Origin of the sequence: Streptomyces sp. G-G2 (assembly GCF_030063135.1) — a bacterium.
GTDB lineage: Bacteria > Actinomycetota > Actinomycetes > Streptomycetales > Streptomycetaceae > Streptomyces.
This window is the reverse complement of the sequence record NZ_JASISO010000030.1, coordinates 37,500-49,925: the sequence shown is the minus strand read 5'-3', so window position 1 is coordinate 49,925 and position 12,426 is coordinate 37,500. Positions and strand designations below refer to the sequence as shown.

The following is a 12,426-nucleotide window of genomic DNA, read 5'->3' as shown; positions in this document are numbered from 1 at the left end:
GCCGCCGTCAGCGCTTGCGGGCGATGGTCAGGCCGTCTGCGATCGGGAGGAGGACCGACTCGACACGGTCGTCGGCCCGGACGTGCGCGTTGAACTCCCGGATCGCCAGTCCGCCGCCCGTGGCGTCCGCCCGTACCGCGTCGCCGCCGAACAGCACGTTGTCGGCGAGGATCAGGCCGCCCGGGCGCACGCGCGGGACCAGCTCGTCCCAGTAGGCGCGGTAGCCGCCCTTGTCCGCGTCGAGGAAGACCAGGTCGATCTCCGGCTCCGGCGGCAGCGCGGCGAGGGTCTCCAGGGCGGGGGCGATGCGCAGGTCGATGCGGTCCGCAACCCCGGCCTCCGCCCAGGCCGCCCGGGCGATCGAGGTCCACTCCTCGGAGATGTCGCAGGCCAGCACCCGTCCGCCGGGCTCCAGGCCCTGGGCGAGCGCGAGGGTGGAGTACCCGGTGAAGGTGCCGACCTCGACGATGCGGCGGGCGGCGGTGAGCCGGGCCAGCAGGGTGAGCAGGACGCCCTGCTCGTGCGGGACCTGCATCTGGGAGGGGCCGCCGAGGGCGCGGGTGCGGGCGATCAGGCGTTCCTGGACCGGGGTGGCCGGTTCGGCTTGGGCGACGATGTAGGCGTAGACCTCGGGGGTCACGTGGACGGTCTTGACGTCGTCGTCCTCGTGTCGTGCGACGGCGGGGTCGGTCATGGGGAGTGTGGGCCCTTCGTGGTCGTACGGGACGGGACGGGACAGCGTCAACGGCACGGGCGCGGGCGAGCAGGCGCGTAGGCGTGGGTGTGCGCGTGCCAGCCAAGATCGCACACCGGCCACCGCCCGGCCACGGGTTATCCGCCGCCACCGGTCAACGACCGTCCAGACGAGGGGAAACGCGGGCGCAGGCGGATGGGCGCGTCACGATGCAGCGGCGACAGTCGCGCGGCACGCCCTTGTCCGAGAGGGTGAACACATCCGCGAATGGCCGCCGTTCGGGTCCCAGCTCCATCACCACGACGCAGTCGCCGTCGGCGACGACACGGGGCTCTCGTGGGTCCCGGGGCCGACGTCCTCGTGCCGGGTGCGCTGGGCCCCGGCGTACGGGGTCCCGGCGTACGGGGTCCCGGCGTACGGGGTCCCGGCGTACGGGGTCCCGGCGTACGGGGTCCCGGCCTGCCGGGTCAGCCCCACGGGTCGGTGTCCTTGGTGGCGGTCGGCGAGGGGGTGACGGCCCAGGGCGAGGGTGCGGGCCCGGGACCGGACGGTTCAGGTGGTGCGGTCGCGGCGGTGCTGCCGGTCGGGGCGTCGGTTACGATCCCATCCGACCCCAACCCCGCACTCCACGGCCTTAGTTGGCCCGCACCAACGAGGAATCGCCGTGATCAGCTTCGAAAGCGTCAGTGTCCGGTACGACGACGCCCCCCGCTCGGTGCTGCGGAACGTGAACCTGACGGTCGAGCAGGGCGAGTTCTGCCTGGTCCTCGGGCACACGGGGGCCGGCAAGTCCACGCTGCTGGGCGCGGTGAGCGGCCTGGTCCCGCACTTCACGGGCGGCACGCTCTACGGGCGGGTGACGGTCGGCGGCCGGGACACCGCCGAGCACCCGCCGCGCGAACTCGTCGGCACAGTGGGCGTGGTGGGCCAGGATCCGCTCGACGGCTTCGTCACCGACACCGTCGAGGAGGAGCTGGCGTACGCGGTCGAGCAGCTCGGCCTGGAGCCCGGCGTGACCCGCGGGCGGGTGGCCCGGACGCTGGAGCTGCTGGACCTCACGGAACTGCGCCACCGGCAGTTGCACGAACTGTCCGGCGGGCAGCAGCAGCGGGTGGCCATCGGTTCGGTGCTGACGGCCCACCCCCGGGTGCTCGTGCTGGACGAGCCGACCTCCGCGCTGGACCCGACGGCGGCCGAGGAGGTGCTGGCGGCCGTGACCGGGCTGGTGCGCGAGCTGGGGCTGACGGTACTGCTCGCGGAACACCGTCTGGAGCGGGTCGCGGGATACGCGGACCGGGTGCTCCAGCTGCCCGGGGACGGGACCGTGGTCGCGGGGCACCCGGCCGAGGTGTTCCGTACGTCGCTGCTCGCGCCGCCCGTGGTGGAGCTGGGCCGGCTGGCGGGCTGGGCCGCGCTGCCGCTGTCGGTGCGGGGCGCCCGGGAGGCGGCCGCGCCGCTGCGGGCCCGGCTGGCCGGATGCGTGCCCGAGCCGGCGCGGCCCCCGGTTGCGGCGGACCGGCCCGAGGCCCTGCGGACGCGGGCACTGACCGTGATCCACCAGGGGGTCCCCGCCGTGCGGGAGGTGGACCTGACCTTCCGCGCGGGGCAGGTCACCGTGCTGATGGGCCCCAACGGCTGCGGCAAGTCAGCCCTGCTGCGGGCCCTCCAGGAGTGGGCTCCGCACGGGGCGGGACCGCACCTGTCGGGCACGGTGGAGACGGGCGGAGCGGGGGTCCAGATGGTCCCGCCGACGCCCACCGACCTGCTGAGCCTGGAGACCGTACGCCGCGAACTCGACCGCGCCGACGAGGAGTCGGCCGGGGAGGGCGCCCGGCCCGCGCGGGAGGTTCTGGACCGGCTGGTGCCCGGGATCGACGACGCCATGCACCCCCGGGACCTGTCGGAGGGGCAGAAGCTGGCGCTCGTACTCGCCCTGCGGCTGACGGCCGCCCCAGGGGTGCTGCTGCTCGACGAGCCGACCCGGGGCCTGGACTACCGGGCGAAGTCGCGGCTGATCCGCCTCGTGGACGAACTGGCGGCGCGGGGGCGCTCGGTGGTGATCGCCACGCACGACGTGGAGTTCGCGGCGCGGGCCGCCGACCGGGTGGTGCTGATGTCGGCGGGCGGGATCGTCGCCGACGGCCCGCCCGCCGATGTCATAGCGGGTTCCCCCGCGTTCGCCCCGCAGATCGCGCACGTCCTCGCTCCCGTGCCGTGTCTGACGCTCACTCAGGCCGCGGCGATGATGGCGAGGTTGTGAGCGGGGAGCCGGCCGAGGACCCGCGCGGTCAGCCGCGCGGGAGGACGCTCGCGAGGACCGCGGGCAGCGGGTGCCAGTCGGCGGAGACCACGGATGCGTGGTAGCGCCCGGCCAGCAGGGCCACCCGTTCGCGGGCCTGGGCTTCGGTGGGGCTGGTGCCGTCGATGGCGGGCGCGACGCTCTGGGCGTCGGTGGCGATCAGCAGGTAGTGGTTGCGGTCGTACCAGCCGGTGTCGACGTCCGGGGCGGTGTAGGCGTTCGCGTCGCCGCCGAAGACGACGAACCAGGGCCGCAGCGAGGCGTCGGCGTAGCGGGCCCGCGGGTCGCCGGCCTCGGCGCGGTGCACGGCCGGGAAGGCGGCGGCCTGGCCCAGCCCGCCCGCGGCGGCGAGGGCGCGCAGGTGGGTGGCGTACTCGCGGTCGGTCCACAGGCTGTCCGCGGGGTTGCCCTCCTCCACGGTGCCGGGGATCAGCTCGATCAGGAACCTCCCGGCGAGGGCGGAGCGGCTCGGCCAGGCCCCGGCGCGCGCGGCGCTGTCCAGGTCCGGGTGGCCCGAGGCGAGGTCGCCGGGGCGGTAGAGGGCGTCACCGAGGCGGGCGGTGAGCAGCGCGTCCAGGTCCGCCGGGCCGCGGCCCAGATGGGCGGCGAAGCCGTCCTTCAGCTCCATCTTGATGATCACCGGGCGGTGGCCGGGGTGCGCGTCGTGCCAGCTGCGCAGGTCGGCGAGGCAGCCCGCGAGGTTCTGGTTCCGGGACTTGGTGCGCAGCTGGGCGGGGGCGGTGGCGTTCTCGCAGTTGTTGTCGCTGCCGAGCGGATTGCTGTGGGAGACCCGCCAGGAACTGCCGAAGAAGTTGCTCCACACGTCGAGTTCGAGCATCGCGGCCCCGGAGTCGAGCGCGTCGGCGAAGTAGGGGTACTTGGCCTTCTCGTAGGCGTTGTGCACGCCGACCCCGGTGGACCCGGCGAAGGGCAGGCCCTCCCCCGGGGCCGCGGTGCGCGCCGGGGCGGCCCCGGCCGGGGCCGCCCCGCAGAGGGCGACGGCCAGGGCGAGGGCGACGGCTGTGGCCGTCCGTTCGCGGAATCCCCTACTCTTCTGCCCCTCCAGCTCCAACCGACGCCCGTGCGGCGGCAAGTGGCGAGGAGCGTAGGGCAGTTGGATGACGCACGGGAAGACCGCAGGGGGCGGGCCGGGGCGGGACGGTGGAGCCGCCATACGTGGCGCCCGAGCCGACCTGCTGGTGAAAGGACGGTTCCGGGTCGGTCCGGGCACCCTGGCTGGGGAAGGTGGACGGGTCCGGTCCGGAGCGCGCCCAGAGGGCGGTACGGGAGCCGTCGGGCCGAAGCCGGGCGACTTGTGCCGCGTCACCGTGACGTGACCGGGCGGCCAGCAAGCCGCCCCCAGGAACGGTCAGCGCGCGAGGGCTTCGTACGCGACGGAGGTGAACTTCTCCGAGGCGGCCCAGAGCGCTTCGCCGGACATGTCGTCCAGGGTCCACTTCGCCCGCCACGACGGGGCGGGAGCACCGCGCCAGCCGAACTTCGGGCCGATGAAGTCGTCCGGGCGGACGCCGGGCGCGGTGGCGGCGTACAGGGTGGGGAGCGCCCCCGACGCGGCGGGTTGCGCGAGGGCGGCGTTCCCCAGCGCCATCATCCGTTCGGTGAGCCTGCGGCCCTCCTGCTTCGCGGCGGCGGTCTGCAGGTTGGTGTCCGCGTAGCCGGGGTGGGCGGCGGCCGTGACGATGTCGGAGCCGGCGGCGGCGAGGCGCCGCGACAGCTCGTGGACGAAGAGCAGGTTGGCGGTCTTGGAGCGGCCGTAGGCAATCCAACGCCGGTACCCGCGCGCACTGTTGAGGTCGGCGAGGTCGATGTCTCCGAGCACGTGGAACCCGCTGGACAAGCTGATGATCCGGGCGCCGGGGGTGCGCGTGAGCTGCGGCAGGAGCAGCCCGGTGAGAGCGAAGTGGCCGAGGTGGTTCACCCCGAACTGGGTCTCGAAGCCATCGGCGGTCCGCCCGTACGGCAGGGCCATCACCCCGGCGTTGTTGACGAGCAGGTCCAGGCTGGCGTGCTCGCGGCCGTAGGCGGTGGCGAACTCCCTTACGGACCCGAGGTCCGCGAGGTCCAGTGGCCTGAACACGGCCTGCACGTCCGGTACTTCCCGCCGCAGCCGGTCCTCGGCCTCCCGGCCCCGGGCCTCGCTGCGGCAGGCCAGCACGACCCGCGCCCCGCGCCGGGCCAGCTCGCGCGCGGCGACGTAGCCGATGCCGCTGTTGGCTCCGGTCACCACGGCCGTGCGGCCGCTCTGGTCGGGAATGTCCGTCGTGGTCCAGCCCGGCATGTCCGCTCCCTCGTCCGCTCCCGCACGCCGTGGCCGCCACCCCGACTTACCAGCGGTAACCACCTCGCGTCCCAGCCTATCCCCGGAAGGAGCCCGCGCTGCGGCACGGGGGCCGTCCGCCGATATCACCCCTGGTCCGGAGGGGTCGGGCGGGGGCCAGTAGAGTGCGGTTCCACCCCCTTCCCCCGAGGTACCGCGCCATGAGCCCCACACCACCCCCCACGGCCACCGCCGGGCCGCCCGTCACGGTCGTCGGCATCGGCGCGGACGGCTGGCCCGGGCTCACCGGCGCCGCCCGCGCGGCGCTGAGCGCCGCCGACGTGCTCATCGGCGGCCCGCGCCAGTTGGTCCTGCTGCCCCTGGCGGAGTGCGCGGGCGAGCGGGTGTCCTGGCCGAGCCCGCTGCGCCCGGCCGTGCCCCGGCTGCTGGAGACGTACGCCGGACAGCGGATCGTGGTGCTGGCGAGCGGTGACCCCATGTTCTACGGAATCGGCCGCGCGCTGTCCGAGGAACTCGGTCCCGGCGCGCTGCTGGTCCACCCGCACCCCTCGTCCGTGTCCTACGCGTGTGCCCGCGCGGGCTGGCCCGTGGAGGACACCGAGGTGGTCACGGTCGTGGGCCGCCCGGTGGCCCGGCTCGCCGCCGCCCTGCACCAGGGGCGCCGGGTGCTGGTGCTCAGCGCGGGCGCGGGCAGCCCGGGCGAGATCGCCGCTCTGCTCCGCGAGCGGGGCTTCGGGCCCAGCCGGATGCGGGTCATGGAGCAGCTCGGATCCGCTGACGAACGTACGTACGAGGGCACGGCGGACGGCTGGGAGCACGCTCCCGGCGACCCCCTGAACGTGGTGGCCGTGGAGTGCCGCCGGGCCGAGGGCGCACGGCGCCTGGGCGCGGCCCCCGGACTGCCCGACTCCGCCTACGAGCACGACGGGCAGCTCACCAAGCGCCACGTGCGGGCCGCAACCCTGTGCGCGCTGGCCCCCGCGCCGGGCGAGCTTCTGTGGGACATCGGCGGCGGCTCCGGTTCCATCGGCATCGAATGGATGCGCACCCACCCGTCGTGCCGTGCGGTCACGGTCGAGCGGGATCCGGAGCGGGCGGCGCGGATCGCCCGTAACGCGAACGCCCTGGGCGTACCGGGCCTGCGCGTCGTCACGGGCGCGGCGCCGACGTCCCTCGTAGGACTGCCCGCACCCGACGCGGTGTTCATCGGCGGCGGGCTGACCGCGCCGGGGCTGCTGGACGCGGCGTGGGCGGCCCTGCCGGTCGGCGGGCGGCTGGTCGCGAACACGGTCACGCTGGAGTCGGAGGCACTGCTCGCGCAGTGGTACCGGCGGCACGGCGGCGACCTGGTCAAACTCGCTGTCGCACACGCGGTGGCGGTCGGGGGTTTCACGGGCTGGCGCCAGGCGATGGCGGTCACCCAGTGGTCGGTGACGAAGGAAGCAGAGGACCGGACATGACCGTGTACTTCATCGGAGCGGGCCCCGGGGCCGCCGACCTGATCACGGTGCGCGGCGCCCGGCGGCTCGCCGCCAGCCCGGTGTGCCTGTACGCGGGCAGCCTGGTCCCGCGCGAGCTGCTGGCCGAATGTCCGGCGGACGCACGCCTGGTGGACACCTCGCAGCTCAACCTGGACGAGATCCTGGGCGAGTTCACCGCCGCGCACGCGGCCGGGCTGGACGTGGCGCGGCTGCATTCCGGCGACCCGTCCGTCTTCAGCGCGGTCGCGGAGCAGATGCGGCGCCTGGACGCGGCCGGGATTCCGTACGAAGTCGTCCCGGGCGTACCGGCGTTCGCGGCGGCGGCGGCGGCGCTGAAGCGGGAGCTGACGGTCCCGACGGTCGGCCAGACGGTCATCCTGACCCGGATCGCCCAGCAGGCCACCCCGATGCCGGAGGGCGAGGACCTGGCCACCCTGGGCCACAGCGGCGCGCTCCTGGTCCTGCACCTGGCGACGCGGTACGTCGACCGGGTGGTCGCGGAACTCCTCCCGCACTACGGCGCGGAGTGCCCGGTGGCGGTGGTGGCGATGGCCAGCCGCCCTGACGAGCTGATCCTGCGCGGCACCCTGGCCGACATCGCGGACGCGGTGAAGTCGGCGGGCCTGGTCCGCACGTCGGTCATCATCGTGGGCCGCACCCTGGCCGCGTCCCAGTTCCCCGACAGCCACCTCTACTCCCCCGCCCGCGACCGCCATGCCTGCTGAGGCCACACCTCCAGCCCGTCCGGCGCTTGAGGACCCGCCGGAGGCAACAACGGCCCCCGCAACCCGCACCGGCACAGGCACAGCCGCACCGCCCCCCACCCCCCGCCACGTCCTCATCCTCGGCGGCACCACCGAGGCCCGCCGGCTCGCCGAGATCCTCGTGGCCCACGCCCCGGACCTCCGGGTGACCAACTCCCTCGCCGGCCGGGTGACGCGCCCCACCCTTCCTCCCGGCGCCAGCCGGATCGGCGGGTTCGGCGGCCCCGAAGGCCTCACCGCATGGCTGCGCGAGCACGACGTGGACGCGGTGGTCGACGCCACCCACCCCTTCGCGGAGCGGATCAGCTTCAACGCGGCCCGGGCCGCCGCCACGACCGGCATCCCCCTGCTGGCCCTGCGCCGCCCCACCTGGGACCCGGCCGCCGGCGACGACTGGCACCACGTGCCCACCCTGGCCGCGGCCGCCGGCGCCCTGGCCGCCCTGGGCCGCCGCGCCTTCCTGACCACGGGCCGCACCGGACTCGCCGCCTTCGCCCACCTCGACGCGACCTGGTTCCTGGTCCGCTCCGTGGACGCCCCCGTGGCTCCGATGCCCCGGCACTCCGAAATCCTGCTGGCCCGGGGCCCGTTCACGCTGCCCGAGGAGCGAGCCCTGATCCGCGAGCACCGTATCGACGTACTCGTGACCAAGGCGAGCGGCGGCTCCGCGACCGCCCCGAAGCTCGCCGCGGCCAGGGAAGCGGGCATCCCGGTGCTCGTGGTGGACCGCCCGCCGGTCCCGGAGGGCGTGCCGGTGGCCGCTTCCCCCGAAGCCGCGGCGGCCTGGCTGCGCGAGCGCGGCCAGGCCCCCTGACCCCTACTGCTCCGGGTACCGCCGCGGGGTCCACACGATCTGCCGCCCGTCCCCGCGCCGCACCACCCGGGTCTGCGACGACCCGATGAGCAGCAGCGTCCGCATGTCCACCTCCGCCGGATCCAGGTCGGCGAGCCGCGCGATCCGGATCGACTGCTCGGGCCCGCCCACATCGCGCGCGAGCACCACCGGAGTGTCCGGCGTGCGGTGCTCCAGGAGCAGCTCACGGGCCTTGCCGACCTGCCATGTACGGCTGCGCGAACCGGGGTTGTACAGCGCGAGCACCAGGTCGGCCCCGGCCGCGGCGTGCAGCCGCTCCGCGATGACCTCCCACGGCTTGAGCCGGTCGGAGAGCGAGATCGTGGCGTAGTCGTGGCCCAGCGGCGCACCCGCGGCGGCCGCGGCCGCGTTGGCGGCGGTCACCCCGGGCAGCACGCGCACCGGGATGTCGTGGTGCTCCTCCTGCGAGGCCGCCTCCAGGACGGCCGTGGCCATCGCGAAGACGCCCGGGTCGCCGCCCGAGACCACCGCGACGCGGTGCCCGCGCCGGGCCAGGTCCAGCGCGAACTCGGCCCGCTCGGACTCGACCTTGTTGTCGGAGCCGTGCCGGATCTGGCCGGGCCGTACGGGCACCCGGTTCAGGTACGTCGTGTAGCCGACCAGTACGTCCGCGTCGGACAGCGCCCGCCGGGTCTCGGGGGTCAGCCACAGCGGCCCGGCCGGGCCGGTGCCGACGACCACGACCTCGCCGGTGACGCCCGCCTCGGGGGCGGGCCGGGAGCCGGGGTTGCCGATGCGGCTCGGCAGGACGGCCACGGCGAAGTACGGCACCGAATCGGGGTCGGTGTCGGCGAGCATGCCGGTACGCTCGCCGGCCATCGTCGCGCGCTCGACGTAGCGCGCCTCGGGCAGCCGCCCGGACGCCTCCATCGCCCGCCGCACGGCGGGGAAGGTGCGGCCCAGTTTCATCACCACGGCGGAGTCCGTGGCGGCCAGACGGGCCGTCAGCTCTTCCTCGGGCAAGGTGCCGGGGAGGATCGTCAGTACCTCCTCGCCCTCCACGAGCGGGGTCTGCAACCGGGCGGCGGCGGCGCTCACGGAGGTCACCCCGGGGATCACCTCGGTCGCGTACCGGTCGGCGAGCCGCTTGTGCATGTGCATGTACGAGCCGTAGAAGAGCGGGTCGCCCTCCGCGAGGACGGCCACCGTCCGGCCCGCGTCGAGGTGCACGGCGAGCCGGGCCGCGGACTCCTCGTAGAACTCCTCCATCGCCCCCTGGTAGCCACCGGGGTGATCGGTGCTCTCGGTGGTGAGCGGGTAGACCAGCGGCTCCTCGACGTGGTCCGCGCGCAGGTGGGCGGCCGCGATGGAACGCGCGATGGAACGTCCGTGCCGGGCGCTGTGATAGGCGATGACGTCCGCCTCCGCGATCACCTGGACGGCCCGCAGGGTCATCAGGGAGGGATCGCCGGGCCCGAGCCCGACACCGTAGAGCCGCCCGGTGGCCGCCTCCGGGACAGGGGTGGTGCCCGGAGCGGGGGTGGTGCCCGGAACAGGGGTGGTGGTGCTCATTCTTCCTCGCTCGCGATCGCGTTGACGGCGGCGGCCGCGATGGCGCTGCCGCCTCGCCGCCCCCGGACGATCAAGTGGTCCAGCCCCGAGGGGTGTTCGGCGAGCGCGTCCTTGGACTCTGCCGCGCCGATGAATCCGACGGGCACGCCGATGACGGCGGCCGGGCGGGGCGCGCCCTCCTCGATCATCTCCAGCAGCCGGAAGAGGGCGGTCGGCGCGTTGCCGACGGCGATCACCGAACCCTCCAACAGGCCGCGGTCGCGCCAGAGTTCGAGGGCGGCGGCGCTGCGCGTGGTCCCCATCTTCGCGGCGAGATCGGGCACGGCCGGGTCCGAGAGGGTGCAGATCACCTCGTTGTCGGCGGGCAGCCGCTTGCGGGTGACCCCGCTGGCGACCATGCGCACGTCGCACAGAATGGGCGCCCCGGCGTTCAGCGCGGCGCGGGCGCGCAGCACGACGTCCGGCGTGTACCCGAGGTCCTTGGTGAGGTCGGTCATCCCGCACGCGTGGATCATGCGTACGGCGACCTGAGACACCGACGCGGGCAGCCCGGAGAGGTCCGCCTCGGCGCGGATCGTGGCAAAGGACTGGCGGTAGATCGCGGCGCCGTCCTTCTCGTACTCGAACACTGTGTACTCGCTCATCTCTTCACTACTGCGTCTGCTGCTGAGTCTGTCGGGAGGTCGGAGGGTCCGGGGTGCGGTGGGCCTCGGCGAGGGCGGCCGCCAGGTCGGCGGCGGTGGCCGGTACGCCCTCCCGCACGGCGCGCCCCACGGGTCCGGACCCGGTGGCCCCGGACCCCGCCCCGGCCGCCGCGGCCCCCGCCACCGCGAGCCCGTACCCCCCGGGCCCGGCGACCAGGTCCACCCAGGCGGCGGCGCGCGGATGCCCGCAGCGCCGCTCGCACCCGGACCAGTGCACGGGCAGCGCCGCACCCGCCGGACCGGCGGGACCCGCCGCGTCACCCGGAGCGGCCACCGCACGGTGCAGGGATACGACGGCCCGCGCGTCGGCCCGTACGTCGGCCAGCGCCTTCCCGCAGCCGGGCCGCCCGGTGCAGGCGGTCACGTGTTCCCAGGGGTCGCCGGGCCGGGTGACCAGCCCCGCCCCCGCGAGCCGGGCGAGCGCCTCCGGCGCGGTGGCCGCGTCGCACCCGGGGACGACGATCCCGCGCCAGGGGGTCAGCCGCAGCTCCCCGGATCCGGCGGACGCCGACGCGGCCAGCAGCCGCCACTGCGTGGTGGTCAGCCGTCCCAGCGGGGCCAGCGCCGAGAGTGCGACGCGTGTCCCGTCGGGCCCCGCGAGCACGCCGGGCCGCGGCCCGACCGTTCGGCGCGGGCGGACGAACCCGCCGCCGGCCTGATCGGCGCTCTCCGCCCGGATGCCCCGCTCGCGCAGGCGACGTAGCAACTCGTCCGATTCCAGCTGGTGTTCGGCGGGAAGTTCACTGACCCGCCACGCCTTGGTACCCGCCGAGCGCACCGCGTCGAGGAAGTACTCGGCCGCTACCAGGGCCGCCTCCGGGGCGTCTTGATGGCCGATCCTCACCGCCTCGGAGACATCTCGCGTCCACAGTGCGGCCGTTCCGGCGCCCAGTGCGAGAAGGCTCACATCGGGGGCGAGCGAGGTCACGTCCCCGCGCCCGTCGTCGAGGGCGAAGAGGAAGCGCCCGGAGAGTCCGGCCGCGGCCCCGCTCGCGCACAGCTGCCGGTCCAGCGCACCGACCCAGGGGGTCACATCCGCGTTCCCCTGCCCGTCGAGTCCGGACAGGGGCGAGGCGACGATGTTGCGGACGCGTTCGTGGGTGGCCGCGGCCGGGGGCAGGAGTCCGGCGGCCCCCAGCAGCTCCGCCAGTTCACCGCCGCAGCTCGCGCCGAGGCCGCGCAGTTGCACGTTGCCGCGCGAGGTGAGGTCGAGGTGCCCGTCGCCGAGCCGGTCCGCCGCACCGGCCAGGACGGCGGCCGCGCCGGAGGTGAGGAGTCCGCCCGGGATCCGGACCCGGGCGAGGTACCCGTCGTCCGCCGCGTGCAGGCGCAGCGCACCGGGGCAGGCGTCACCGCGGTCCCGTATGACGGGTTCGTCCCGGGGCGCGGCGGAGGAGGGCGGGGGCATGGCGGCGAGCATACCCACGATTGGGACCGCCCGACCTGTGTCCGTCGCCACCCCGGCCGGTGCCCCCGCCACCGCCTCCGCGGCGCCCCCGTCACGGCTTCCCCCGGCACCCCCGGCGCCCCCTCGCGCCCCTCCCGCGAACCGATCCGCCCGCTGTCGCGCCCCTCCACCCCCGCCCCCACCTGCCGTTCACTTGCCGCGGCACCTAGGATGACCCTTCGACGGGCCGTTCGGTCCGTCATCGCCGAGGACGGCGACATGGGAGGAAGCCCGGTGCGATTCCGGCGCGGTCCCGCCACTGTGAACCCGGCAGCTGCCAGCGCCGCCGCCGGGTGAGTCAGGAACTCCCGCCGTCCTCACTGCCCGGGGCGCGGAAACCCCGAGGAAGGCC

11 protein-coding genes and 1 riboswitch are annotated in these 12,426 nt (G+C 75.2%); of the genes, 4 read left to right on the top strand and 7 right to left on the bottom strand.

Features of this window, described 5'->3' with window-relative positions:
* Positions 1-7: 7 nt before the first annotated feature.
* Both QMF80_RS23240 and QMF80_RS23235 read right to left on the bottom strand, forming a co-directional pair.
* The gene (locus tag QMF80_RS23240) at positions 8-694 is read right to left on the bottom strand and encodes an O-methyltransferase (protein WP_283456261.1); all 687 of its coding nucleotides are present in this window, start codon (positions 692-694) and stop codon (positions 8-10) included.
* A 294-nt stretch (positions 695-988) separates the two neighbouring features.
* Entirely contained in the window at positions 989-1,171 is a 183-nt protein-coding gene (locus QMF80_RS23235; protein ID WP_283456259.1) for a hypothetical protein, read from the bottom strand.
* A gap of 187 nt (positions 1,172-1,358) precedes the next feature.
* On the opposite strand from QMF80_RS23235, the gene QMF80_RS23230 reads away from it, so the two are divergent.
* Positions 1,359-2,954, top strand: a complete 1,596-nt coding sequence (locus tag QMF80_RS23230; RefSeq protein ID WP_283456257.1) for an ABC transporter ATP-binding protein — start codon at positions 1,359-1,361, stop codon at positions 2,952-2,954.
* Positions 2,955-2,982: 28 nt separating this feature from the next.
* Here QMF80_RS23230 and QMF80_RS23225 read toward each other — a convergent pair whose 3' ends face one another.
* Both QMF80_RS23225 and QMF80_RS23220 read right to left on the bottom strand, forming a co-directional pair.
* A complete protein-coding gene (locus tag QMF80_RS23225; RefSeq protein ID WP_283456363.1) occupies positions 2,983-4,059 on the bottom strand; it encodes a phosphatidylinositol-specific phospholipase C domain-containing protein in 1,077 nt (358 codons plus the stop codon).
* 303 nt (positions 4,060-4,362) lie between these two features.
* Positions 4,363-5,292, bottom strand: coding sequence for an oxidoreductase (locus tag QMF80_RS23220; protein WP_283456254.1), 930 nt, complete (start codon positions 5,290-5,292; stop codon positions 4,363-4,365).
* Between the two features lie 200 nt (positions 5,293-5,492).
* Between QMF80_RS23220 and cbiE the strand changes: the two genes are divergently transcribed.
* The 3 genes from cbiE to QMF80_RS23205 are packed head-to-tail and all read left to right on the top strand — an operon-like array spanning position 5,493 to position 8,351.
* Positions 5,493-6,752: a precorrin-6y C5,15-methyltransferase (decarboxylating) subunit CbiE gene (gene cbiE / locus QMF80_RS23215; RefSeq protein WP_283456252.1), complete on the top strand. Its 1,260-nt coding sequence runs from the start codon at positions 5,493-5,495 to the stop codon at positions 6,750-6,752.
* Positions 6,749-7,498, top strand: coding sequence for a precorrin-4 C(11)-methyltransferase (gene cobM / locus QMF80_RS23210; protein ID WP_283456250.1), 750 nt, complete (start codon positions 6,749-6,751; stop codon positions 7,496-7,498). Before cbiE ends, cobM begins: the two co-directional genes overlap by 4 nt.
* Positions 7,488-8,351: a cobalt-precorrin-6A reductase gene (locus QMF80_RS23205; protein ID WP_283456248.1), complete on the top strand. Its 864-nt coding sequence runs from the start codon at positions 7,488-7,490 to the stop codon at positions 8,349-8,351. The genes cobM and QMF80_RS23205 overlap by 11 nt, the downstream gene beginning before the upstream one ends.
* A 3-nt stretch (positions 8,352-8,354) precedes the next feature.
* Here the strand turns inward: QMF80_RS23205 and QMF80_RS23200 are convergent, their stop codons facing one another.
* The 3 genes from QMF80_RS23200 to cobG are packed head-to-tail and all read right to left on the bottom strand — an operon-like array spanning position 8,355 to position 12,035.
* A complete protein-coding gene (locus QMF80_RS23200; protein WP_283456246.1) occupies positions 8,355-9,923 on the bottom strand; it encodes a precorrin-2 C(20)-methyltransferase in 1,569 nt (522 codons plus the stop codon).
* The gene (locus tag QMF80_RS23195; protein ID WP_283456244.1) at positions 9,920-10,567 is read right to left on the bottom strand and encodes a precorrin-8X methylmutase; all 648 of its coding nucleotides are present in this window, start codon (positions 10,565-10,567) and stop codon (positions 9,920-9,922) included. Before QMF80_RS23195 ends, QMF80_RS23200 begins: the two co-directional genes overlap by 4 nt.
* A gap of 7 nt (positions 10,568-10,574) precedes the next feature.
* Positions 10,575-12,035, bottom strand: coding sequence for a precorrin-3B synthase (gene cobG / locus QMF80_RS23190; RefSeq protein ID WP_283456242.1), 1,461 nt, complete (start codon positions 12,033-12,035; stop codon positions 10,575-10,577).
* A 241-nt stretch (positions 12,036-12,276) separates the two neighbouring features.
* Positions 12,277-12,382, top strand: a riboswitch (cobalamin riboswitch).
* The last annotated feature ends 44 nt before the right edge of the window (positions 12,383-12,426 follow it).

What these genes read in the sequence shown, in the direction of transcription:
- QMF80_RS23240 (WP_283456261.1), bottom strand. Translation starts at nt 694, where the DNA reads ATGACCGACCCCGCCGTCGCACGACACGAGGACGACGACGTCAAGACC.
- cobG (WP_283456242.1), bottom strand. Translation starts at nt 12,035, where the DNA reads ATGCCCCCGCCCTCCTCCGCCGCGCCCCGGGACGAACCCGTCATACGG.
- cobM (WP_283456250.1), top strand. Translation starts at nt 6,749, where the DNA reads ATGACCGTGTACTTCATCGGAGCGGGCCCCGGGGCCGCCGACCTGATC.
- cbiE (WP_283456252.1), top strand. Translation starts at nt 5,493, where the DNA reads ATGAGCCCCACACCACCCCCCACGGCCACCGCCGGGCCGCCCGTCACG.
- QMF80_RS23205 (WP_283456248.1), top strand. Translation starts at nt 7,488, where the DNA reads ATGCCTGCTGAGGCCACACCTCCAGCCCGTCCGGCGCTTGAGGACCCG.
- QMF80_RS23200 (WP_283456246.1), bottom strand. Translation starts at nt 9,923, where the DNA reads ATGAGCACCACCACCCCTGTTCCGGGCACCACCCCCGCTCCGGGCACC.
- QMF80_RS23220 (WP_283456254.1), bottom strand. Translation starts at nt 5,292, where the DNA reads ATGCCGGGCTGGACCACGACGGACATTCCCGACCAGAGCGGCCGCACG.
- QMF80_RS23195 (WP_283456244.1), bottom strand. Translation starts at nt 10,567, where the DNA reads ATGAGCGAGTACACAGTGTTCGAGTACGAGAAGGACGGCGCCGCGATC.